This is a genomic window from Pseudomonas sp. R15(2017) (assembly GCF_002112685.1).
Taxonomy (GTDB): Bacteria; Pseudomonadota; Gammaproteobacteria; order Pseudomonadales; family Pseudomonadaceae; genus Aquipseudomonas; species Aquipseudomonas glycinae.
Window position 1 is genome coordinate 1 of record NZ_NEII01000014.1, and the last position, 23,084, is coordinate 23,084.

The window sequence follows — 23,084 nt, forward strand, 5'->3', positions numbered from 1 at the left end:
TGCGCTTCCGATCTCTCGTTAGCGGGAGGCGAATTCTACAGCGTTACACGCTGCTGTCAACACCTCTTTTTCTCCGCTTTCGACCGAGAAGATCGAACCGTTGAAAGCGCCAAACAGACCGGCATTTCCAACTCCTTCCAGGCCTCGATAAACTGAAGCGACCCGCTTCGAAACTTACTTAACTCATTGAATCTCAAGGAGTTTTCCGTTTCGACTGCGCCGGAAGTGGTGCGAATTATAGAGACTCAGAATCTGCCGTCAACCCTTAATTTCATAAATCTGTCATATCGGTCAAAAAAGCCCCGAAACGCGAAGGCCGACCTTAAAGGTCGGCCTTCCTTGCACTGCCCTTCTACTTACAAGCTAGGGAATGCAAACTGCGAAGCCTCATGGCTCGCACGCTGTGGCCAGCGCTGAGTGATCGCCTTGCGACGAGTGTAGAAGCGAACACCATCGGGACCATAGGCATGCAGGTCGCCGAACAGCGAACGCTTCCAGCCGCCAAAGCTGTGGTAAGCCACCGGCACCGGCAGTGGAACGTTGACCCCGACCATGCCGACTTCGATCTCGTCGCAGAACAGACGCGCCGCTTCACCGTCACGGGTAAAGATGCAGGTGCCGTTGCCGTATTCGTGATCGTTGATCAGCTGCATCGCCTCTTCCAGGCTGTTCACCCGGACGACGCACAGCACCGGCCCGAAGATCTCTTCTTTATAGATGCGCATTTCAGGCGTGACGTTGTCGAACAGGCAACCACCGAGGAAGAAGCCTTCTTCATGACCGGCAACGCTCAGACCACGACCGTCGACCACCAGGGTCGCGCCCGCCGCCACGCCGTCTTCCACATAACCGCTGACCTTGTCGCGCGCCTGACCGGTGACCAGCGGCCCCATGTCCAGACCACACGAAGTACCGGCACCGATTTTCAGCGCCTTGATCTGAGGAACCAGTTTGGCCACCAGTGCGTCCGCCACCTGATCGCCCACACACACAGCTACCGAAATCGCCATGCAGCGTTCGCCGCAGGAACCGTAAGCCGCGCCCATCAGTGCGCTGACCGCGTTGTCCAGATCTGCATCCGGCATCAGTACCGCATGGTTCTTTGCGCCGCCCAGGGCCTGAACGCGTTTACCGCGCTTGGTGCCTTCGGCATAGATGTATTCGGCAATCGGCGTCGAACCCACGAAGCTGAGCGCTTTGACTTCCGGCGCTTCGATCAGCGCGTCCACCGCAGTCTTGTCACCGTGCACTACGCTCAGCACGCCTTTCGGCAGACCGGCTTCCAGCAGCAGTTGCGCGATCAGCAGGGTCGAGCTCGGATCACGCTCGGACGGCTTGAGGATGAAGCAGTTACCGCAGACGATCGCCAGCGGATACATCCACAGCGGCACCATCGCCGGGAAGTTGAACGGCGTAATGCCGGCCACCACGCCCAGCGGCTGGAAGTCCGACCACGCATCGATGTTCGGGCCGACGTTGCGGCTGTACTCGCCCTTGAGGATTTCCGGCGCTGCGCAGGCGAACTCGACGTTCTCGATACCGCGCTTCAGTTCACCGGCAGCGTCTTCCAGGGTCTTGCCGTGTTCTTCGCTGATCAACTGCGCGATGCGCGCTTCGTTCTGCTCCAGCAATTGCTTGAAACGGAACATCACCTGGGCACGTTTGGCCGGTGGCGTGTTGCGCCAGGCCGGGAACGCAGCCTTGGCGGCATCGATGGCATGCTGGATGGTTTCACGGCTGGCCAGCGGCAGCTTGTGGATAGCTTGACCGGTGGACGGGTTGAACACATCGACCGCGCGACCGTTCTCGGTCACCAGTTCGCCATTGATCAAATGCGGGATAACGCTCATCGGGGAACTCCTGAATTCTTGTGCGCAGACGCCCGCAAGGGGCGCCTGCCATTGGCGTATCTATATAGAAGGAAAAATCAGTCGAGCTTGTTCAGCACTTCGCCGACCGCGTCGAACAGACGATCAAGGTCTTGCGGCTTGCTGTTGAAGGTTGGGCCGAACTGCAGGGTGTCGCCACCGAAGCGCACGTAGAACCCGGCTTTCCACAACGCCATGCCGGCCTCGAACGGGCGCACGATGGCGTCGCCGTCACGGCCCGCAATCTGGATCGCACCGGCCAGGCCGAAGTTACGAATGTCGATGACATTCTTCGCGCCTTTCAGACCATGCAGGGCATTTTCGAAATGCGGTGCGACTTCGGCCACGCTCTGTACCAGGTTTTCCTTTTGCAGCAGGTCGAGTGCCGCAAGACCTGCGGCGCAAGCCACCGGGTGTGCCGAGTAAGTGTAACCGTGCGGGAATTCCACGGCGTATTCCGGGGTCGGCTGGTTCATGAAGGTCTGGTAGATCTCGGAGCTGGCAATCACCGCGCCCATCGGGATCGCGCCGTTGGTGACTTGCTTGGCAATGCACATCAGGTCCGGGGTCACGCCGAAGGTGGTGGCGCCGAACATGGTGCCGGTACGGCCGAAGCCGGTGATCACTTCGTCGAACACCAGCAGGATGTTGTGCTGATCGCAGATTTCACGCAGACGCTTGAGGTAACCCTGTGGTGGAACCAGCACGCCAGCGGAACCCGCCATAGGCTCCACGAACACCGCTGCGATGTTCGACGCATCGTGCAGTTCGATCAGCTTCAGCAGCTCATCGGCCAGGGCGATACCACCCTGCTCCGGCATGCCACGGGAGAAAGCATTGCTCGCCAGCAAAGTGTGCGGCAGGTGATCGACATCCATCATCGCCTGACCGAACAGCTTGCGGTTGCCGTTGACGCCGCCAAGGCTGGTGCCGGCGATGTTCACACCGTGATAGCCACGGGCGCGGCCGATCATCTTGGTCTTGGTCGACTGGCCTTTCAGGCGCCAGTAAGCACGGACCATTTTCACCGCGGTATCGGCGCACTCGGAACCGGAGTCGGTGAAGAACACGTGATTCAGGTTGCCCGGCGTCAGGTCGGTGATTTTCTCCGCCAGCTGGAACGACAGCGGGTGGCCGTACTGGAAGCCCGGCGAGTAATCGAGGGTGCCCAACTGCTTGGCCACCGCTTCCTGGATTTCCTTGCGGGTATGCCCGGCACCGCAGGTCCACAGACCGGACAGCGAGTCGTACACCTTGCGGCCCTTGTCGTCGATCAGCCAGCTGCCTTCGGCACCAACGATCAGGCGCGGGTCGCGCTGGAAGTTGCGGTTGGCGGTGTACGGCATCCAGTGCGCGTCCAGCTTCAGTTGGCTGGCCAGTGGCGACGGCGCGTTTTCAGGCATGTTCATCGGGCAAAACCTCTCAGGGCAATAAGCTTCAGAGCGATAGAAAGCGTTGTTGCAGCTAAATTGCCACGGGGATAAAGTCGGTGAAATTCAACTCTTCTAACCTTCAGTTAGAACTCTGCTAAACAATGAGAACGACAGCATGAGCAGCCGCCGCCCCGATCCGCTGGCCCAGGTCAGTGACTTTGACATTCGCCTGCTGCGAATTTTTCGCAGCGTGGTGGAGTGCGGCGGCTTCTCGGCGGCGGAAACCGTGCTCGGCATCGGTCGCTCGGCGATCAGCCAGCAGATGAGCGATCTGGAACAACGCCTCGGCCTGCGACTGTGCCAACGCGGGCGCGCCGGTTTCTCCCTGACCGAAGAAGGCCGCGAGGTCTATCAGTCGGCTTTGCAGCTGCTGAGTGCATTGGAAAGTTTCCGCACCGAGGTCAACGGCCTGCACCAGCACCTGCGCGGTGAATTGATCATCGGCCTGACCGACAACCTCGTCACCCTGCCCCACATGCGCATCACCCATGCACTGGCGCAGTTGAAGGAGCGCGGGCCGGACGTACAAATCCAGATCCGCATGATCGCCCCCAACGAAGTCGAACAAGGTGTGCTCGACGGTCGCCTGCATGTCGGCGTGGTGCCGCAGGCCAGTGCGTTGTCGGGGCTGGAATACCAGCCGCTGTACAGCGAGCGCTCGCTGCTTTACTGCGCGGTCGGCCATCCGCTGTTTTACGTCGACGATAAACAGCTGGATGACGAACGTCTGAACAGTCAGGACGCCATTGCCCCGACCTTCCGTTTGCCGGCGGAAATCCAGGCGCACTATCAGGCGCTCAATTGCACCGCCAGTGCTTCCGACCGTGAAGGCATGGCGTTCCTGATTCTGACCGGGCGCTACATCGGCTACCTGCCGGATCACTACGCCAGTCTCTGGGTTCAACAAGGTCGCTTGCGCGCGCTCAAGGCCAGTACCCGCTTCTATGATTTGAGCCTGGCCTCGGTCACCCGCAAGGGCCGTCGCCCTCATCTGGTCCTGGAAAGTTTTCTCGAAAGCCTGGCCGCCACTCGCTGAGGACCGGAGTTTTATTTGATCGGGGCTTGTCCCGCGCCGGTGGTTGCGCTATCAACGCAACTGGTTGCACCCCACAGACCAACCCGGAAGTGCCTATGACCTTTGAAGTCCCCGCTCACGGCGGCAAACCTGCCAGCCGCATTCGTCAAAAGAATGAAGAGACCATCATCAAAGCCGCCGAAGACGAGTTCGCCCGTCACGGGTACAAAGGCACGAGCATGAACACCATCGCCACCAAGGCCGGGCTGCCAAAGGCGAATCTGCATTACTACTTCAACAACAAACTCGGGTTGTACGTAGCGGTGCTGAGCAACATTCTTCAATTGTGGGACAGCACCTTCAACTCTCTCACGGCCGAGGACGATCCGGCCGAAGCGCTGACCCGCTACATCCGCGCGAAAATGGAATTCTCCCGTCGCCAGCCGCAAGCGTCGCGGATCTTTGCAATGGAAGTGATCAGCGGCGGCGAATGCCTGACCGAATATTTCAACCAGGATTACCGCGCCTGGTTCCAGGGCCGCGCCGGCGTGTTCCAGGCCTGGATCGACGCGGGCAAAATGGACCCGGTCGACCCGGTGCACCTGATCTTCCTGTTGTGGGGCAGCACCCAGCACTATGCCGACTTCGCCACCCAGATCTGCCGGGTGACCGGTCGCAGCAAATTGACCAAACAGGACATGGAAGACGCCGGCAACAATCTGATCCGCATCATCCTCAAAGGCTGCGGCCTCACTTCTTCTATATAAGTCGCTTTATGTCCTTCACCCTCAGCGGCTTTTGCGAGTTCCGCGAAGAAATCCGCAAAAGCCGTTTCATCACCTTCGCCGCGCCGATCACCAGCCCTGTCGAGGCGCAAGCCTTCATCGAGCAGCACAGCGACTTGAACGCCTCGCACAATTGCTGGGCGTGGAAACTCGGCGATCAGTACCGCAGCAACGACGACGGTGAACCCGGCGGCACTGCCGGGCGGCCGATCCTCGCGGCCATCGAAGCGCAGGACTGCGATCAGGTCGCGGTACTGGTGATCCGCTGGTACGGCGGCATTCAACTGGGCACCGGCGGTCTGGCCCGGGCCTATGGCGGCGGTGCCAACAAATGTCTGCAGGCTGCGCCGAAGATCGAATTGATCAGTCGCGTGCCCGTGCGTTGCGCTTGCGCCTTTGGCGAACTGGCGCTGGTGAAGCTGCGGGTCGCGGATCTGGGCGGATTGGTGGTCGAGGAAAACTTCACCGACAACGGCGTCGAATTGCAACTGGCCGTGGGCGAAGCGCACATCGAGCTGTTGCAAAACCAGTTGGCCGATCTGAGCCGTGGGCGCATCCTGCTGCAACGTTGAAGCCCCGCCATGTTTTAGGGCACAAGCCGATTTGCTTATACCCGTGACTTGCCCACATCCGCTGTGCACCCGGCTGTGGATAACCTGAGCACAGGATGCTGTAACCCTTCTGTCACGTGGCTTTGCGGGATTTGTTCACTTTTCGTCCAATCGCCCATCGCGACAAACAATTTCACGTAAAAACAATCGCTTAGCGTCGTTTATCGCCTTTAGAAGAAAGCCAGGCAGTGCTTATGCCCGGGATTTTGTCTTGCGCACAAATACTGTGGAGCAACCTGTGGATAAGCCGTTCATGGCTGGCGCAGTCGCAGGTTCTGCATGGCTTCGACGAGGTTGCTCGTTTTTTGATCAGCCAGATGCGGGCAAAACTGGAGCCTGATCAAAGGCTTTGCCCCCAAGTGGTGCCGTGCAGGCAACCGAATTCGATTCACAGGCTCTGCGCCAAAGGCTGGCAAACAGCAGCAGCCTGCGTTCCTGACTCAATGGCCAGGAAATTGCTTTATCCACAGGCACAACTCCAAGCGACCCGAGCCTGTCATGTCAAACCCCACGCCCATACCGCGCCTGCAACTGCGCCATATCAGCAAACGTTATCCCGGTTGCCTCGCCAATGACGCCATCGACCTCAGCATCGCTCCCGGTGAAATCCATGCACTGCTCGGTGAAAACGGTGCAGGCAAAAGCACCTTGATGAAGATCATCTACGGCGTCACCCAAGCCGATTCAGGCGAGATGCTCTGGCAGGGCCAACCCGTGAGCATGCGCAACCCGGCCCAGGCGCGGCAGTTGGGCATCGGCATGGTGTTCCAGCATTTCTCGCTGTTCGAGACTCTGAGCGTGGCGCAGAACATCGCACTGGCGATGGGCGCAGCGGCCGGTTCGCCGAAACAGCTGGAGGCGAAAATCCGTGAAGTGTCGCGCCGATATGGCATGGCGCTTGAGCCCCAGCGACTTGTCCACAGCCTGTCGATCGGCGAGCGGCAACGGGTCGAGATTGTTCGTTGCCTGATGCAGGACATTCGCCTGCTGATTCTCGATGAGCCGACCTCGGTGCTCACGCCGCAGGAAGCCGACGAGTTGTTCGTCACCCTGCGCCGACTCGCGGCCGAGGGCTGCAGCATTCTGTTCATCAGCCACAAACTCGGCGAGGTGCGCGCCTTGTGCCACAGCGCCACGGTGCTGCGTGGCGGGCGAGTGGCCGGGCATTGCGTACCGGCCGACTGCACTGATCGGCAACTGGCGCAATTGATGGTGAGTGACGCCGCGACATTGATCGGCGACTTTACCAAGGTCACCGGTGGCGCGGCGTTTCTGCAGGTCAGCGGTCTGAACTGGCACAACCCTGACCCGTTCGGCTGCTCGCTGTGCGACATCGATCTGCAAGTACGCAGCGGTGAAATCGTCGGCATTGCCGGCGTGGCGGGCAACGGTCAGGACGAATTACTGGCCTTGCTCAGCGGCGAACAGACACTGCCCCTCGAATCAGCGGCAACCATCCGTTTCCGAGAACACGCCGTAGCCGATCAGCGCCCGGATACGCGACGCAAACTCGGCCTGGCGTTCGTCCCCGCCGAACGCCTCGGGCATGGCGCAGTGCCGGACATGAGCCTGGCGGACAACGCCCTGCTCACCGCCTTTCAACAAGGCCTGGTCAGCCACGGTTTGATCGAGCGCGGCAAGGTCGAAGCCCTCGCCCAAACGATCATCCAGCGCTTCGGCGTGAAAACCCCGGACACCCAGACCGCCGCCCGCAGCCTGTCCGGCGGCAACCTGCAGAAATTCATCCTCGGCCGGGAAATCCTCCAGCAACCGAAACTGCTGATCGCCGCGCACCCGACCTGGGGCGTGGATGTCGGCGCGGCGGCCACCATTCACCGGGCGCTGATTGCCCTGCGCGATGCCGGGGCGGCGATTCTGGTGATCTCCGAAGACCTCGACGAACTGTTCCAGATCAGCGACCGCCTCGGCGCGCTGTGCGGCGGGCGCCTGTCGGCGTTGCAGGACACGGCGCAAACCCACCTCAGCGACGTCGGCGGCTGGATGGCCGGCCAGTTCGTCCCCCCTCAATCACAACCGGCCACGGTTTAACGGAGTTTTTCCATGTTGCTTTCCCTCGAACCCCGTGGCCGGCAATCGCGCCTGATGCTGTGGTGCTCGCCGGTGCTGGCGGCGGCGCTGACACTGGTCTGCGGATCTTTGCTGTTCGTCGCCCTCGGTCACGACCCGTTGAAAACCCTGCACACGTTGTTGATCGCCCCGATCAGCGACCTGTATGGCGTCTCCGAGCTGCTGGTCAAAACCTTGCCGATCCTGTTGTGTGCGTTGGGGCTGGCGGTGGCCTATCAGGCGCGGATCTGGAACATCGGCGCCGAAGGCCAGTTGCTGCTCGGCGCCCTGGCCGGCAGTGCGCTGGCGGTGAACATCATCGATCTGCAAAGCCGTTGGGCGCTGGTGCTGATCCTTCTTACCGGCACCTTCGCCGGCGCTGCCTGGGCCGGGCTCACCGCCTGGTTGCGCACACGCTTCAACGCCAACGAAATCCTTACGAGCATCATGCTCAATTACATCGCGCTGAACCTGTTGCTGTTCTGCGTACACGGGCCGCTGAAGGATCCGGCCGGATTCAACTTTCCCGAGTCGGCAATGTTCAGCGACGCCAGCCGCCTGCCACTGTTGATGGAGGACGGTCGGGCACACATCGGCGTGTATTTCGCCTTGCTCGCGCTGGTCGCGGTGTGGGTGTTGCTGCAGAAAAGCTTCGTCGGTTTCCAGATCAAGGTGTTGGGGCTGGACAAGCGTGCGGCAGGGTTTGTCGGGTTTCGCGAGAAGCGGCTGATCTGGCTCGCACTGTTGATCAGCGGTGGATTGGCCGGGCTTGCCGGTGTCTGCGAAGTCACCGGGCCGATCGGTCAACTGGTGCCACAGGTCTCGCCGGGCTACGGCTACGCGGCGATCACCGTGGCGTTTCTCGGCAGGCTCAATCCGATCGGCATTCTGTTTTCCAGCCTGTTGATGGCGCTGCTGTACATCGGTGGCGAAAGCGCGCAGATGACGCTGAATCTGCCGCAGGCAATCACTCAGTTGTTCCAGGGAATGATGCTGTTTTTCCTGCTGGCCTGTGACGTGCTGATCCTCTATCGGCCACGTCTTAACCTGCGCTGGGTGCGGCGCACTTCTACCACCGCCGTAACCGCCGGAGCGCTGTGATGGATATCGATCTGCTGAGCAATATTTTCTACGCCATGGTGCGCTGCGGTACGCCACTGCTGTTGGTGGCGCTAGGTGAATTGATTTGCGAGAAGAGCGGCGTACTCAACCTTGGCCAGGAAGGCATGATGCTGTTTGGCGCGGTGATCGGTTTCATCGTCGCGTTCAACAGCGGCAACCTTTGGTTGGGCGTCGTGCTGGCGATGCTCGCCGGGATGCTGCTGTCGTCGCTGTTTGCGCTGGTGGCGCTGGTGTTCAACGCCAATCAGGTGGCCACCGGGCTGGCGCTGACGATTTTCGGCGTCGGCCTGTCGACCTTTGTCGGCGCGGCGTGGGTCGGCAAACCGCTGGCGGGATTCGAGCCGCTGGCGATTCCATTCTTGAGTGAAATCCCGCTGATCGGTCGGATGCTGTTTGCCCAGGATCTGCTGGTGTACCTGTCATTCGCGCTGTTTGCGCTGGTGGCGTGGGTGATCGTGAAAAGCCGTGTCGGGCTGATCATTCAAGCGGTCGGCGAGAACCCCGATGCGGCCAGTGCCATGGGCTTGCCGGTGCTGACCGTGCGCACACTGGCGGTGTTGTTCGGCGGGGCGATGGCCGGACTGGCCGGCGCTTATCTGTCGCTGGCTTACACGCCGATGTGGGCCGAGAACATGACCGCCGGACGCGGCTGGATTGCCTTGGCGCTGGTGGTGTTCGCCAGTTGGCGGGTGTGGCGCTTGCTGCTCGGCGCGTATCTTTTCGGACTCGCCAGCATCCTGCACCTGGTGGCGCAGGGGTTGGGGCTGGCGATTCCTTCGAGTCTGCTGGCGATGTTGCCGTACGCCGCGACGATTCTGGTGCTGGTGTTGTTGTCGCGCGATGCAGTGCGTACACGGCTGTATGCGCCGGTATCACTGGGGCAGCCGTGGCAGGCCGGGCACTAAGCCGTTACGGCTCGCGACAGCGACCGAACCGGCAACGCCTGAGCAATGCCCCACGCCACTTCGAGAATCAGGAATCCCACCACCAACGAGCTGGCGCCGTGGGCCACTGCATACGTCATCCAACCGGCGAACAGAAACCTCGTCACCGCGTCATAGCGCCCATAAACCGGCTGCGGATCACGAATCCGCAGCACCGCCCACATGCACACCACCGAACCGAACAAATTGGCTATCAACAGGTGCGCAGGTTCGAACGGCGGCAGCTCGCCGGGCAGCTCCAGCGCCTGACTGAGCGCCGTCAGCAACCCATGCAACACAGCAAAACTCCACGGCGTGACAAACGCCGCCGTCACGATCAAGTCATACCAGGCGCTGCCGCGCACCACCTGCCGATACTGCGTTGAAGTCCACATCATCCTTGCTCCAAAAATTCAGGGAGCAACCACGGTAAAGCCTGGAGTATGCTCCAGGGTCAAACACTTTCGAGACCTGCAAGATGCGCATCGGTGAGTTGGCCCAGGCCTGCGATGTCAGCCGTGACACGCTGCGTTTTTACGAGGAGCGCGGATTGATCGCGGCGCAACGCAGCGCCAACGGTTATCGCGACTATCCGCCGGAGATGGTGCAACTGGTGCTGTACATCAAGACGGCGCAACGTCTGGGCTTTACCCTTGGCGAGATCGGCAACAGCGTTGGCGCGTTGTGGCACTCGCCAAACCCCGACACCACCGTCACGCAACTGCTGCAAGACAAACTCAAGCTGGTCGAAACCCGCATGGCTGAACTCGGTGAGTTGCGCCAGGAATTGCAACATCGGCTCGGTCAACGTTGTCCATTGAACCCGTGATCTTTCAACTTTCAAGGAAAGCCAATCATGTCCGCACTTAATCCTGCCAAGCACGCATTGATCATCGGCGCCTCCCGGGGCCTGGGCCTGGGACTGGTGAAAACCCTGCTGGCCGACGGCTGGCAAGTCACCGCCACGGTTCGCAATCCTTCCAATGCCGAGGCTCTCGAAGCACTGGGCAACGTGCAAATCGAAAAACTCGACATGGACGACCAGCAAGCGGTGATCGCCCTGAGCCAGAAGCTCAAGGGCGAGACCTTTGACCTGCTGTTCGTCAACGCCGGAGTCAAAGGCCCTGACGTGCAAACTCCGGGCGGCGCGACGCTGGCGGAAGTCGGTCAGTTGTTCTTCACCAACGCGGTGGCACCGATCAATCTGGCCCAGCGCTTTGTCGGGCAGATCCGCGACGGCAGCGGCGTACTGGCGTTCATGAGTTCGGTGCTCGGCAGCGTGACCATGCCCGACGCGCCGGAACTGGCGCTGTACAAGGCCAGCAAAGCGGCGCTGAACTCGATGACCAACAGCTTCGTCACGCAGTTGGGCGAGCAGAAACTCACCGTGCTGTCGCTGCATCCGGGCTGGGTGAAAACCGACATGGGCGGCGAAGGTGCCGACATCGACGTGGAGACCAGCACCCGTGGCCTGGTGGATCAGGTAGATGCGTTCGCCGGCAAGGGCGGCCATCATTTCGTGAACTACAAGGGTGAAACCATTCCCTGGTAATCACTGGACCCTGTGGGGGGCTTGCCCCCGCAGGGTTATCCCGGTGTCTGGTCGGGTTGGGCTTGCCCGTCGCAACATTTTGTTCGAAACTCCGCACATCGCCCCTCGCGGCGACCCTGGATCAGCAGACAGGGCAACACTGAGCTGGCAACCCTGAACCCAACTTTCAGAGGAGCCGGCCGCAATGCCTGCGACCCGTATCTGGTTAAAAAATCCCCTCGCCATTTTCACGGCCAACGGTCTCGATGCCCGTGGCGGTCTGGTGCTGCAAGACGGTGTGATCACCGAAGTGCTCGGCGCCGGCCAGCAGCCATCGACCCCATGCAATCAAGTGTTCGATGCCCGTGAGCACGTGATCCTTCCGGGCCTGATCAACACCCATCACCACTTCTATCAGACCCTGACCCGCGCCTGGGCGCCGGTGGTCAATCAGCCGTTGTTCCCGTGGCTGAAAACCCTGTATCCGGTTTGGGCGCGCCTGACGCCTGAAAAACTTGCCCTCGCCAGCAAAGTCGCACTGGCCGAGTTGCTGTTGTCGGGGTGCACCACCGCTGCCGATCACCATTACCTGTTCCCGGATGGCCTGGAAAACGCCATCGACGTGCAAGTCGAAACCGTGCGTGAACTGGGCATGCGCGCCATGCTCACCCGCGGTTCGATGAGCCTCGGCGAGAAGGACGGCGGCCTGCCTCCGCAGCAGACCGTGCAGGAAGGCCAGGTGATTCTCGACGACAGTCAGCGGCTGATCCACGAGTACCACGAACGTGGCGATGGCGCGCAAATCCAGATCGCACTGGCGCCGTGCTCGCCTTTCTCGGTGACCCCGGAAATCATGTCCGCCAGCGCCGAACTGGCGAACAAACTCGATGTGCGTCTGCACACCCACCTCGCCGAAACCCTCGACGAAGAAGACTTCTGCCTGCAACGCTTCGGCCTGCGCACCGTGGATTATCTGGACAGCGTCGGCTGGCTCGGCCCGCGCACCTGGCTGGCCCACGGCATCCATTTCAACCCCGACGAAATCGCCCGCCTCGGCGCGGCCGGCACCGGCATCTGCCATTGCCCGAGTTCGAACATGCGTCTGGCCTCCGGCATCTGCCCGAGCATCGAACTGACCGATGCCGGCGCACTGTTCGGTCTCGGCGTGGATGGCTCGGCGTCCAACGATGCGTCGAACATGATCCTCGAAGCGCGTCAGGCCCTGTACATCCAGCGCCTGCGTTATGGCGCCGAGAAGATCACCCCGGAACGTGTGCTGGGTTGGGCGACCAAGGGTTCGGCGAGCCTGTTGGGCCGTACCGATATCGGTGAACTGGCGGTGGGCAAGCAGGCGGATCTGGCGTTGTTCAAGCTCGATGAGCTGCGCTTCTCCGGCAGCCATGACCCGATCTCGGCGCTGCTGTTGTGCGGCGCGGATCGTGCGGATCGGGTGATGGTCGGCGGCAAGTGGCGCGTGGTTGACGGGCAGGTTGAAGGGCTGGATCTCAAAGGTCTGATTGCCGATCACAGCCAGGCGGCTCGGCAGTTGATCGCCGGCAACTGATCCAAGCGGAAGTCTCTGATCGTTCCCACGCTCTGCGTGGGAATGCAGCCATGGACGCTCTGCGTCCGACGTTGGGACGCAGAGCGTCCCGGTATGCATTCCCACGCGGAGCGTGGGAACGATCTGTCGGTGCTGGTCGCTCTCAGAGGCCCAGCAGCGACAACATGATGAACGTCGCAAACAACACAAAGTGGGTCATGCCCTCAATGGCATTGGTCTCGCCGTCATTGAGGTTGATCGCACTGACGATCAGCGTGATGAAGATCATCACCGTCTGCACCGGCGTCATCGCCATCTGAAACGGCTGCCCGGTATAAAGCGCCATCGCCTCCATCACCGGCACCGTCAAAATTACCGTCGATAACGAAGCGCCCATCGCAATGTTGACCACCGACTGCATACGATTGGCCAACGCCGCGCGCAACGCCGTCAGAATCTCCGGTGCCGCCGAAATCGCCGCCACCAGAATCGCCGTGATCACCGGCGGTGCGCCCGTGCCTTCCAGGCCCAGATCGAGAGTCTTGGACATCACCTCGGCCAGTGCGCCAATCACCACCACACCGAACACCAGAATGCCGACCGACAGCGCCAGGCTGACCGGTTTCGGCTCCTGTTCCACGGGCTCTTTCCTGCGGCGTTTGTCCGGGTAGCTGTAGCTGAAAAAGTAGCTGTGCGGCCCGACCTGCATGCGCAGGAACAACGCATAAAGCAGCACCATCGCGCCAATGGTGAACGCCGAATAGATTTTCCAGTTAGCCTCGGGGATGAACTCCGGCACCACCATCGACACGCCCATGGCGGTGAGAATCATCACGCTGTAACTGCGGGCCGAATCATCGTTGTAGGACTGCTCGCCATGCTTGATCCCGCCCATCAGCGCGGCGAGGCCGAGGATGCCGTTGATGTCGAGCATCACCGCCGAATAGATCGTGTCGCGCACCAGAGTCGGCGAGGCTTCGTTGCTCATCATGATCGCCAGGATCACCACTTCCACCAGCACGGCGGCGAGGGTCAGGATCATCGTGCCGTACGGGTCGCCGACTTTTTCCGCAAGCAATTCGGCCTGATGGGCGACGCGCATCGAGGCGGCGACGATGAACGCGATCAGCACCAGCCCGGCCGTCAGCGCGACGATCTGGCCGCTGTGCAGCAACCAGTGCTCCAGTGGATACGCGACCAGGGCGGCGATCAGGGCCAGCAGCAGAAAGCTTTCTTGCTTGAGGATGGTGAGCATGGCGGGCCTTTTTACCGAAGAGTGCGAATGAGCTACTGACTGCGGGGCGGCGCTAATGGTTCGTTACACCTTAGCGCACCAGCCGATGGCAGCTTTATCTACGCCTGCACTTTTATTGGCCTTTACGGCCTCTTCGCGAGCAAGCCCGCTCCCACAGGGATCGCGGCGTTTTTGTGGGAGCGGGCTTGCCCGCGATGGGCGCGCCTCGGTTTCAAGCCAGATTGTTGTCCGCTTGGTCAGCCTTTTGCATTGCCCTCCCCACACACAACAAAAGGGAGTACGCGTTCATGCAAAAACGTCCACTGCAAACACTGCTGTCCATCGCCATGGGCCTTGGCCTCAGCCTGAGCGCCAGTGCCGCCGATCCACTGAAAGTCGGCTTCGTCTACATCGGCCCCATCGGCGACCACGGCTGGACGTATCAGCATGAACAGGGGCGCAAGGCGCTGGCGGAAAAACTCGGCACGCAGATCACCACCAACTACGTGGAAAATGTCGCCGAAGGCGCCGACGCCGAGCGGGTGATCCGCAACATGGCCAAGGACAATTACGACCTGATCTTCACCACCTCGTTCGGCTACATGAACCCGACGGTGAAAGTCGCCAAACAGTTTCCCAAGGTGACCTTCGAACACGCCACCGGCTACAAGCAGGACAAGAACCTCGGCACCTACCTGGCGCGTACCTACGAGGGTCGTTACGTCGGTGGCTTCCTCGCGGCGAAGATGACCAAGACCAAAAAGATCGGCTACGTCGCCTCGTTCCCGATCCCGGAAGTGATCCGTGACATCAACGCCATTCAACTGGCCTTGAACAAGTACAACCCCGGCACCGAAATCAAAGTGGTGTGGGTCAACTCGTGGTTCGACCCGGGCAAAGAGGCCGACGCCGCCAACGCGCTGATCGATCAGGGCGTGGACGTGGTGTTCCAGCACACCGACAGCCCGGCGCCGATCCAGGCTGCCGAACGACGTGGTGTGTATGCCGTGGGCTACGCTTCAGACATGGCGCACTTCGGCCCGAAAGCGGTGCTGACCTCGATCGTCAACGACTGGGCGCCGCACTATATTCAGGCGACCCAGAGCGTGATCGACCACAACTGGAAATCCCAGGACTACTGGGGCGGCCTGAAGGAAGGCACAGTCGAACTGCCGATCAGCGATCTGGTGCCGGCACCGGTGAAGGCCGAAGCCGAGCAGATCATCGCTGACATCAAGAGCGGCACCCTGCAACCGTTCACCGGGCCGATCAAGGATCAGGCCGGGGCCGAGAAAATCCCGGCGGGGGTCAGCGCCACCAACGCCGAACTGGCGTCGATGAATTACTACGTCGAAGGCATGAAGGCCGAGATGCCGAAGTAAATTCCAACATCTACCCTGTGATCGTTCCCACGCTCCGCGTGGGAATGCAGCCGGGACGCTCCGCGTCCCTGCCGAAAGCGGACGCGGAGCGTCCATTGAGGCATTCCCACGCAGACGGTTCGACGCCTCGACGTGGGAACGATCCCCCTTATACCTTTCAAGGATTGTGTATGGATCAGCTTCCGATCATCGACATCTCGCCGCTCTACTCCGACGACCAGAACGCCTGGCCGGCCGTCGCCGAACAGATCGACCACGCCTGCCGCGAATGGGGCTTCTTCTACATCAAGGGTCACCCGATTTCTGCGCAGCGCATTGCATCCCTGCTCGATCACGCGCAACGCTTCTTCGCGCTGCCGGAAGCAGAAAAGCTCAGGATCGACATCACCCAGACCCGTCATCACCGCGGCTACGGGGCCATCGCCACCGAACAGCTCGACCCCGACAAACCCAGCGACCTCAAGGAAACCTTCGACATGGGCCTGCACCTGCCGGCCGATCATCCCGAGGTGCTGGCAGCAAAACCCTTGCGTGGCCCCAACCGTCATCCGGCGATTCCCGGCTGGGAAACGTTGATGGAACAGCACTACCTCGACATGCAAGCGCTCGCGCAAACCCTGCTGCGGGCCATGACGTTAGCGCTGGGCATCGAGCGCGACTTCTTCGACACGCGCTTCAACGAGCCGGTCAGCGTGCTGCGGATGATCCACTACCCGCCGCGCCACACCGCCAGTTCCGCCGAACAGCAAGGTGCGGGTGCGCACACCGATTACGGCTGCATCACGCTGCTGTATCAGGACGCGGCCGGCGGCTTGCAGGTGAAAAACGTCAAAGGCCAGTGGATCGACGCACCGCCCATCGACGGCACCTTCGTGGTCAACCTCGGCGACATGATGGCGCGCTGGAGCAACGACCGTTATCGCTCGACCCCGCACCGGGTCATCAGCCCGCTCGGGGTGGATCGCTACTCGATGCCGTTCTTCGCCGAACCACACCCGGACACCCGTATCGAGTGCCTGCCCGGTTGCCAGGACGCACAGCATCCGGCGAAATATCCGACCACCACCTGCGCCGAATTCCTGCTGTCGCGCTTCGCCGATACCTACGCCTATCGACGGGAGCAGGAAGCGGTGTGATGGATCGGTTGGTCAGGTTTTGCCAATTGTTTCGGCGGGCATCTGTAGAATGCTCGCCATTGCACCTGATGAGAAAAGAATATGTACGACTGGCTCAACGCCCTGCCCAAGGCTGAACTGCACCTGCATCTCGAAGGTTCGCTGGAGCCCGAGCTGCTGTTCGCCCTGGCCGAACGCAACAAGATCGCCCTGCCGTGGAGCGACGTCGAAACCCTGCGCAAGGCTTACGCCTTCAACAACCTGCAGGAATTCCTCGACCTGTATTACCAGGGCGCCGACGTGCTGCGCACCTCCCAGGATTTCTACGACCTGACCTGGGCCTACCTGCTGCGCTGCAAAGAACAGAACGTGATTCACACGGAGCCGTTCTTCGATCCGCAGACCCACACCGACCGTGGCATCCCGTTTGAAGTGGTGCTCAACGGCATCGCCGCCGCGCTGAAGGATGGCGAGCAGCAACTGGGCATCACCAGCGGTTTGATCCTGAGCTTCCTGCGCCACCTCAGCGAAGACGAAGCGCAGAAAACCCTCGACCAGGCGCTGCCGTTCCGTGATGCGTTTGTTGCGGTAGGCCTGGACAGTTCCGAAATGGGCCACCCGCCGAGCAAGTTCCAGCGCGTGTTCGACCGTGCCCGTCATGAAGGTTTCCTGACCGTGGCTCACGCTGGCGAAGAAGGCCCGCCGGAGTACATCTGGGAAGCCATCGACCTGCTGAAAATCCAGCGCATCGACCATGGCGTACGTGCTATCGAAGACGAGCGCCTGATGCAGCGGATCATCGATGAGCAGATCCCGCTGACCGTGTGCCCGCTGTCGAACACCAAGCTCTGCGTGTTCGATCACATGTCCCAGCACAACATCCTCGACATGCTCGAGCGTGGCGTGAAAGTCACGGTGAACTCCGATGACCCGGCGTACTTCGGTGGTTACGTGACCGAGAACTTCCATGCGCTGCACACCCACCTGGGCATGACTCAGGATCAGGCCAAGCGTATGGCGCAGAACAGCCTGGATGCGCGCCTGGTAAAACCATAAAGAGCAATACAAAAACTGTGGGAGCGGGCTTGCCCGCGATGAGGCCATCACTTCCAACATCAATGTTGACTGACGGTCCGCCATCGCGGGCAAGCCCGCTCCCACAGGGTGCTGTATTCAGCTGAGCATCTCGGTTTCAGTCAGCTCTTCCAGCGTCTTGCCTCGGGTCTCCATCCCGAACAGCCACACCACTCCCGCCGCAATCGCAAAGCACAACGCCCCCAGCGCAAACACCCCGCCCTGCCCGGTAATCGGAAACACCAGCCCGGTGACCAGCGGCCCAAGCAACGACCCCACGCGCCCGATGGCCGAGGCAAACCCCGAGCCGGTCGCTCGCGCCGAGGTCGGATACAACTCCGGCGTGTAGGTGTAGAGCACCGCCCACATCCCGAACAGAAAAAACTGCATCAACAGACCGGTGCCGATCAGCAGCGCCACGTTACCGCCGAACACTGCGCTCTGCCCGTAAAGAAATGCCATCACCCCACCGCCGAGCAACGTGACGATACACACCGGCTTGCGTCCCCAACGCTCCACCAGCCAGGCCGCCATCAGGAAGCCGGGAATCCCGCCGAGGGAAATCAGCACCGTGTAATATACCGACTGGGTCACGGCAAAACCCGACTGTTGCAGCAACGCACTGAGCCACGAGGTCAGGCCGTAGAAACCGAGCAGTGCGAAAAACCACAGGCTCCAGATCATCGTCGTGCGTTGGCGATAAAGCGGCGACCAAATCTGCTTCAGCGCCGAAAGGAAATGCCCCGGAGGTGTCACGCTCCGTGGCAGGCGAACCGGTTCCGGCAATGCGGCACCGCCGAGCGATGCCTTTACCCGCGCCTCAATGCCGCGCAATACCTTGTCCGCTGCGTCATGCTTGCCGGCCTGTTCCAGCCAGCGCGGCGACTCGGGAATGAAAAAGCGGATCGCCAGCACGAACACCGCCGGCACCGCCAGCACCAGAAAGATGTCGCGCCAGCCGATCAACGGCAGCAGGAAATACGACAGCACACCCGCTGCGACAAAACCCAGCGGCCAGAAACCGTCCATCAGCGCTATGTAGCGCCCCCGACGCTGGGCGGGGATCAACTCCGACAACATCGACTGGGCAATCGGAAACTCCATGCCCATGCCGATTCCCAGAAGGATGCGAAACAGCGTCAGGCTCTCGACCGTCTGCGCCGTGGAACACAGGTAACTGGCCAGCCCCCACAGGACGATGCTCCACTGGAACACCGGTTTGCGACCGAACCGATCCGCCAGTAATCCGGACAGCGACGCCCCCAGCACCATGCCGAAAAAGCTTGAACTGGCCAGCAGACCGGCCTCGGCACTGCTCAGGCCGAACTCGGCTTTGATCGAGCCGAGCAGGAAGGTCATCATCGCCAGATCCATGGAGTCGAAGAAGAACGCCAGGGCAATGATGATGAAGATGATCCGGTGATAACTGCTGACTGGCAGACGCTCCAGTCGATCCGCCGCGCTGAAGTTACCCGTGTCCATGCCACCTCCTCAATCCGAAAAATCTCCGGATCGAGTGTGCGCGATAGCGGTTGCGCACTTGTGCCAGATGCGACTTTTCCGCAGCCGTTGACGACGTTCAACAGCGAATCTGTGGAAGAAGGCGCTCTACAACGCCATTTCCAGTTCGGTTTCACAGGCAAACCGATGAATTTCCCGCTGGCCTGCCGCCGTCAGTTGCAGGGCTCGGGAATCGTTGGGCAGCACCAGCCAGCCCGACTGCATGAACAACTGCAGCAGCGCGGCCCCCAGCGATCCGCCCATGTGCGGGCGACGTTCGCTCCAGTCCGGACAGGCACAAGCCACTTGCGCATTGCGGTGGGCCAGCGCCTGGATGTACACGCCGCGCCCGGCCAGTTGCGTCGAGCCTTTGTGTGTCACGACCACCCGGTTTTCAAGCTGCTCGATCCAGCCGGCGTCGAGCAGTCGCTGGTACAGGTCGGCGGCCAGCGTTCCCCCCAGATGGTCGTCGCAGAACCGGGCGCGCAGCAGTGACGAGGGCGCGGCCTGGGGTCTGAAGACGGGCGAGGCACGCTTGAATACGTCGGGAATTTCTCGCGGAGCACTGGCCAGTGTGGCGCTGGCCAGGGCTTCGATGGCCGCGCCGATTTCGGGAGCCGCCAGGCGGAAGAAGCGTTTGCGACCGCGCGCCTCGACCTTCAACAGACCGCCAGCGGACAAACGCCCCAGGTGCGCACTGGCCGACGACGGCGAAAGCCCCGCCAGCAACGCCAGTTCCTCGGTCTGCCGGGCCGAGCCATCCATCAACGCCCACATCATCGCGCTGCGCTTGGGATCGGCCAGCAACGTGGCGATCTGGCTGATGCAAGGTGCATGTTCCATGTATTCACTCCCTGTTGAATCGTATCGTCTACTGCTCATAGACATCTTGACCAGTAATCTGTCGTCGGCCAAGGCGCGCAAAATGCCTTGAGTCGAGGCGAGGCAGCGCGCCACGGCAAGGAAACCGCAGCGTTGTCGCGACCATCGTCCCTACCCCGCCGGTGCGGTCTGATTGTTCTCGTGTCAGCCTTTTGGTGCGGGCATCAGGCGGTCGCTAGTATAAGCGGGTTGTTCGCCGAGTCCTGCGCCGGAGCGGTCGTGGCTGGTGATTGTTCCTGAGAGAAATTTCGCTATTTACCTGCGACTAATGATCAGTCGCCGGGAAAACGGGAAATCGGCTACTCAATTCAGCGCAACGACTGGCGAGCATTTCCCTCAGAAGGTTCACCGGCTTACTCAATTGTGCGCGATGGGCGCACAGCAAATTCAGCGGAGCGCGTTCGCAAAGCAGCTCCGGCAACAGCACTTTCAGCCGTCCCGACAGCACATCGCCGGCCACATCCAGCCACGACTTGTAGGCGATCCCCGCTCCCGCGACCGCCCACAGACGCACCACGTCGGCGTCGTCACTGAAGCGATCGCCACTGACGGTCAGGCTGACCTCACGCTTGCCGTCATGAAAACTCCAGTGGTCATGCACCCGGCCGCCGAGCATATACAGCAGGCAGTTGTGCTGAGCGAGCTGTTCCAGATGCAGCGGCTCGCCGTGCCGGGCCAGATAGGCGGGGGACGCGCACAACACCCGGCGGTTGTGCGGGGCAATCGGCAACGCCACCAGACTCGAGTCCTCCGGCTCGCCGTAGCGCAAGGCGATGTCCACCGGCTGGCGAAACAGATCGGCGATACGGTCGCCCAGCAGCAGACGCACCGTCAGTTTCGGGTGTTCGCGCTGAAAGTCGTCGAGCCATGGCAACAGCAGGTTGCGACCGAAATCCGAAGGCGCCGACAGCTGCAGAATCCCGCTGACCTGATCCTGCCCGCTGGCCAGCAGGCGGCGCCCCTCATCGAGGTTGCTCAAGGCAGCGCGGGCGTATTCAAGAAACCCTTCACCTTCGGCCGTCAGCCGCAGACTGCGGGTGGAGCGCGCCAACAAACGCGCGCCCAATTGCTGTTCGATCCGCTTGAGCGCGGCACTGGCCACCGCGGCGGACATGTCCATCACCCGCGCAGCCGCCGACAGACTGCCCAGATCCGCCGCCCGGACAAATAACTGCAAGTCATCAAAACGCAGCATCCTGAGCCTCGATTATCAAAAAAATATTGAAAGAGACTGCTCTTTTAGCCGGTTTTATCTCCGACAGAAATAGCCAATCATGCCATCCATCGAATTCATCCCGTCCCGGAGTCGAACATGTCCCAGCCTTTCACCGCCATCGCCACCCTGATTGCCCGAGCTGGCCAACAGGACGCCCTCGAACAGCACCTGCGCGCCCTGATCGAACCGACCCGCGCCGAAGCCGGTTGCGGTCAGTACGAACTGCACCAGGATCTGGCCAATCCGCTGGCCTTCTACATGATCGAGCAGTGGGCCAGCGACGAAGCCCTGCAAGCCCACGATGCCAGCGCCCATATCCAGCATTTCCGCAGCCAGGCCGAGGCGTTCCTCGAACATTTCGAACTCAAGCGCCTGCGCGTCATCGCCTGAAGCCTTCCTTTATTCACTTTCGGAGTTCTCCATGAAAGCTATCGCCTATTACGCCTCGCTCCCGATCAGCGACGAAAAATCCCTGCAAGACATCGAACTGCCGGAACCGGTTGCCGGCCCGCGCGACTTGCTCGTCGAAGTCAAAGCGATTTCGGTCAACCCGGTCGACACCAAGGTTCGCCAGAACGTCGCGCCGGAAGGCGGCGCCGCCAAGGTGCTGGGTTGGGACGTGGCCGGTGTGGTCAAGTCGGTCGGCAGTGAAGTGACCCTGTTCAAGGCCGGCGACAAAGTGTTCTACGCCGGCTCCATCGCCCGGGCCGGTGGCAACAGCGAATTGCACGTGGTGGATGAGCGGATTGTCGGCCATATGCCAAAAACCCTCGGTTTCGCCGAAGCCGCCGCCCTGCCACTGACCGCCATTACGGCCTGGGAGTTGTTGTTTGAACGCCTGCAGATTCGCGAAGGCAATACCGATGAGGGCCAGAGCCTGCTGATCGTCGGCGCGGCCGGCGGTGTCGGTTCGATCCTCACCCAACTGGCCAGCCAGTTGACCGGGCTCAAAGTGATCGGCACCGCCTCCCGCCCGGAGACCCGCGATTGGGTGAGCGAACTGGGGGCAGATCGGGTGATCGATCACAGCCAGCCGCTGAGCGAAGAACTGAAACGCGCCGGTGTCGCTCACGTGACCCATGTCGCCAGCCTGACCCAGACCGAACAACATCTGGACCAACTGGTCGAGGCCCTGGCGCCGCAAGGCAAACTGGCGCTGATCGACGATCCGAAGGCGCTGGACGTGACCAAGCTCAAGCGCAAGAGCCTGTCGCTGCACTGGGAGTTCATGTACACCCGCTCGCTGTTCGAAACGCCGGACATGATCGAGCAGCACAAACTGCTCAACCGGGTGGCGGAGCTGATTGACAGCGGGACATTGAAAACCACGGTCGGCGAGCACTTCGGCACGATCAACGCGAGCAACCTGCGCCGCGCCCATGAATTGCTGGAAAGTGGCAAGGCCAAGGGGAAAATTGTTTTAGAAGGTTTCTAAAACCCGCAAGACCGCAGCCTTCGCCAGCGCCAAAAATGTCTGGCCCGGGGGCTGCGGTGTTTTTTTGCCGTCAGTCAGATGCTTGACCCTTGTCACAATTGCGATCGTATTCAGGTCTACAATCGAAACCTCTGCGATGCAATCTTTTACGTACGGGAGGTCAGCAATGAAGATCCTGATAAAAGAAGTGGCAAAGTCCCAATGGCAAGTTCGTCTTGACCAGCACGCCGTGACCTTTCGCAGTGAGGCCGAAGCCAGGGCCTTCACCCGCACCCTCGAAGCGCGTATTTGCGCGCCCCATCAGATTCCCGACCTCGGCCAGCAACGCGCTGTCGGCTGAGGCTTTCG

Annotated in this window: 22 protein-coding genes; 15 read left to right on the forward strand and 7 right to left on the reverse strand. The window is 61.1% G+C overall.

Annotated features, from left to right (window positions below):
- Nucleotides 1–356 precede the first annotated feature (356 nt).
- Together CAF77_RS24740 and CAF77_RS24745 are read right to left on the reverse strand one after the other, a co-directional pair.
- The gene (locus CAF77_RS24740; RefSeq protein WP_011332326.1) at nt 357–1,850 is read right to left on the reverse strand and encodes a CoA-acylating methylmalonate-semialdehyde dehydrogenase; all 1,494 of its coding nucleotides are present in this window, start codon (nt 1,848–1,850) and stop codon (nt 357–359) included.
- A 77-nt stretch (nt 1,851–1,927) separates the two neighbouring features.
- Nucleotides 1,928–3,277, reverse strand: a complete 1,350-nt coding sequence (locus tag CAF77_RS24745; protein WP_011332325.1) for an aspartate aminotransferase family protein — start codon at nt 3,275–3,277, stop codon at nt 1,928–1,930.
- Between the two features lie 139 nt (nt 3,278–3,416).
- Between CAF77_RS24745 and CAF77_RS24750 the strand changes: the two genes are divergently transcribed.
- From CAF77_RS24750 to CAF77_RS24775, 6 genes are all read left to right on the forward strand, one after another.
- The gene (locus tag CAF77_RS24750; protein ID WP_007958517.1) at nt 3,417–4,337 is read left to right on the forward strand and encodes a LysR family transcriptional regulator; all 921 of its coding nucleotides are present in this window, start codon (nt 3,417–3,419) and stop codon (nt 4,335–4,337) included.
- Nucleotides 4,338–4,432: 95 nt separating this feature from the next.
- Nucleotides 4,433–5,083 (forward strand): TetR/AcrR family transcriptional regulator, encoded by a 651-nt coding sequence (locus tag CAF77_RS24755; protein ID WP_064379312.1) that lies wholly within the window; start codon nt 4,433–4,435, stop codon nt 5,081–5,083.
- A gap of 8 nt (nt 5,084–5,091) precedes the next feature.
- On the forward strand, nt 5,092–5,673 hold the full coding sequence (locus CAF77_RS24760) for a YigZ family protein (protein WP_085655546.1): 582 nt from the start codon (nt 5,092–5,094) through the stop codon (nt 5,671–5,673).
- Nucleotides 5,674–6,210: 537 nt separating this feature from the next.
- Entirely contained in the window at nt 6,211–7,761 is a 1,551-nt protein-coding gene (locus CAF77_RS24765) for an ABC transporter ATP-binding protein (RefSeq protein ID WP_085655547.1), read from the forward strand.
- A 12-nt stretch (nt 7,762–7,773) separates the two neighbouring features.
- Nucleotides 7,774–8,880 carry an ABC transporter permease gene (locus CAF77_RS24770; RefSeq protein ID WP_085655548.1) on the forward strand — a complete coding sequence of 369 codons (1,107 nt, stop codon included), beginning with the start codon at nt 7,774–7,776 and terminating at the stop codon, nt 8,878–8,880.
- Nucleotides 8,880–9,806, forward strand: coding sequence for an ABC transporter permease (locus tag CAF77_RS24775; protein WP_064379304.1), 927 nt, complete (start codon nt 8,880–8,882; stop codon nt 9,804–9,806). The genes CAF77_RS24770 and CAF77_RS24775 overlap by 1 nt, the downstream gene beginning before the upstream one ends.
- On the opposite strand, the gene CAF77_RS24780 is transcribed toward CAF77_RS24775, so the two are convergent.
- Nucleotides 9,803–10,219: a hypothetical protein gene (locus CAF77_RS24780; RefSeq protein WP_064384042.1), complete on the reverse strand. Its 417-nt coding sequence runs from the start codon at nt 10,217–10,219 to the stop codon at nt 9,803–9,805. The genes CAF77_RS24775 and CAF77_RS24780 overlap by 4 nt on opposite strands.
- 83 nt (nt 10,220–10,302) lie before the next feature.
- Between CAF77_RS24780 and CAF77_RS24785 the strand changes: the two genes are divergently transcribed.
- The 3 genes from CAF77_RS24785 to CAF77_RS24795 all read left to right on the forward strand — a co-directional run bounded on the left by CAF77_RS24785 (nt 10,303) and on the right by CAF77_RS24795 (nt 12,919).
- Entirely contained in the window at nt 10,303–10,653 is a 351-nt protein-coding gene (locus CAF77_RS24785; RefSeq protein WP_011332318.1) for a MerR family transcriptional regulator, read from the forward strand.
- A gap of 27 nt (nt 10,654–10,680) precedes the next feature.
- Nucleotides 10,681–11,376, forward strand: coding sequence for an SDR family oxidoreductase (locus tag CAF77_RS24790; RefSeq protein ID WP_064379301.1), 696 nt, complete (start codon nt 10,681–10,683; stop codon nt 11,374–11,376).
- A gap of 184 nt (nt 11,377–11,560) precedes the next feature.
- Nucleotides 11,561–12,919 carry an 8-oxoguanine deaminase gene (locus tag CAF77_RS24795; RefSeq protein WP_085655549.1) on the forward strand — a complete coding sequence of 453 codons (1,359 nt, stop codon included), beginning with the start codon at nt 11,561–11,563 and terminating at the stop codon, nt 12,917–12,919.
- 142 nt (nt 12,920–13,061) lie between these two features.
- On the opposite strand, the gene CAF77_RS24800 is transcribed toward CAF77_RS24795, so the two are convergent.
- On the reverse strand, nt 13,062–14,153 hold the full coding sequence (locus CAF77_RS24800; RefSeq protein WP_064379298.1) for a calcium:proton antiporter: 1,092 nt from the start codon (nt 14,151–14,153) through the stop codon (nt 13,062–13,064).
- A 287-nt stretch (nt 14,154–14,440) separates the two neighbouring features.
- Here CAF77_RS24800 and CAF77_RS24805 point away from each other — a divergent pair, with 287 nt between their 5' ends.
- The 3 genes from CAF77_RS24805 (at nt 14,441) to CAF77_RS24815 (ending at nt 17,685) form a co-directional block, all read left to right on the forward strand.
- Nucleotides 14,441–15,514: a BMP family ABC transporter substrate-binding protein gene (locus tag CAF77_RS24805; protein WP_064379295.1), complete on the forward strand. Its 1,074-nt coding sequence runs from the start codon at nt 14,441–14,443 to the stop codon at nt 15,512–15,514.
- 170 nt (nt 15,515–15,684) lie between these two features.
- Nucleotides 15,685–16,650 carry an isopenicillin N synthase family oxygenase gene (locus tag CAF77_RS24810; RefSeq protein WP_064379292.1) on the forward strand — a complete coding sequence of 322 codons (966 nt, stop codon included), beginning with the start codon at nt 15,685–15,687 and terminating at the stop codon, nt 16,648–16,650.
- Between the two features lie 81 nt (nt 16,651–16,731).
- Nucleotides 16,732–17,685, forward strand: coding sequence for an adenosine deaminase (locus CAF77_RS24815; RefSeq protein WP_085655550.1), 954 nt, complete (start codon nt 16,732–16,734; stop codon nt 17,683–17,685).
- 117 nt (nt 17,686–17,802) lie between these two features.
- Here CAF77_RS24815 and CAF77_RS24820 read toward each other — a convergent pair whose 3' ends face one another.
- The 3 genes from CAF77_RS24820 to CAF77_RS24830 form a co-directional block, all read right to left on the reverse strand.
- Nucleotides 17,803–19,185, reverse strand: coding sequence for an MFS transporter (locus CAF77_RS24820; protein ID WP_064379290.1), 1,383 nt, complete (start codon nt 19,183–19,185; stop codon nt 17,803–17,805).
- Nucleotides 19,186–19,311: 126 nt separating this feature from the next.
- Nucleotides 19,312–20,046 (reverse strand): helix-turn-helix transcriptional regulator, encoded by a 735-nt coding sequence (locus CAF77_RS24825; protein WP_064379288.1) that lies wholly within the window; start codon nt 20,044–20,046, stop codon nt 19,312–19,314.
- Between the two features lie 304 nt (nt 20,047–20,350).
- Complete coding sequence (locus tag CAF77_RS24830; RefSeq protein ID WP_085655551.1) at nt 20,351–21,280, reverse strand: LysR family transcriptional regulator; 930 nt, start codon at nt 21,278–21,280, stop codon at nt 20,351–20,353.
- Nucleotides 21,281–21,397: 117 nt separating this feature from the next.
- Between CAF77_RS24830 and CAF77_RS24835 the strand changes: the two genes are divergently transcribed.
- The 3 genes from CAF77_RS24835 to CAF77_RS29395 all read left to right on the forward strand — a co-directional run bounded on the left by CAF77_RS24835 (nt 21,398) and on the right by CAF77_RS29395 (nt 23,076).
- Nucleotides 21,398–21,691: a putative quinol monooxygenase gene (locus CAF77_RS24835; RefSeq protein WP_064379284.1), complete on the forward strand. Its 294-nt coding sequence runs from the start codon at nt 21,398–21,400 to the stop codon at nt 21,689–21,691.
- A 31-nt stretch (nt 21,692–21,722) separates the two neighbouring features.
- Complete coding sequence (locus CAF77_RS24840; RefSeq protein ID WP_064379283.1) at nt 21,723–22,736, forward strand: zinc-binding alcohol dehydrogenase family protein; 1,014 nt, start codon at nt 21,723–21,725, stop codon at nt 22,734–22,736.
- A gap of 166 nt (nt 22,737–22,902) precedes the next feature.
- Entirely contained in the window at nt 22,903–23,076 is a 174-nt protein-coding gene (locus CAF77_RS29395; RefSeq protein WP_011332306.1) for a hypothetical protein, read from the forward strand.
- Nucleotides 23,077–23,084: the final 8 nt, after the last annotated feature.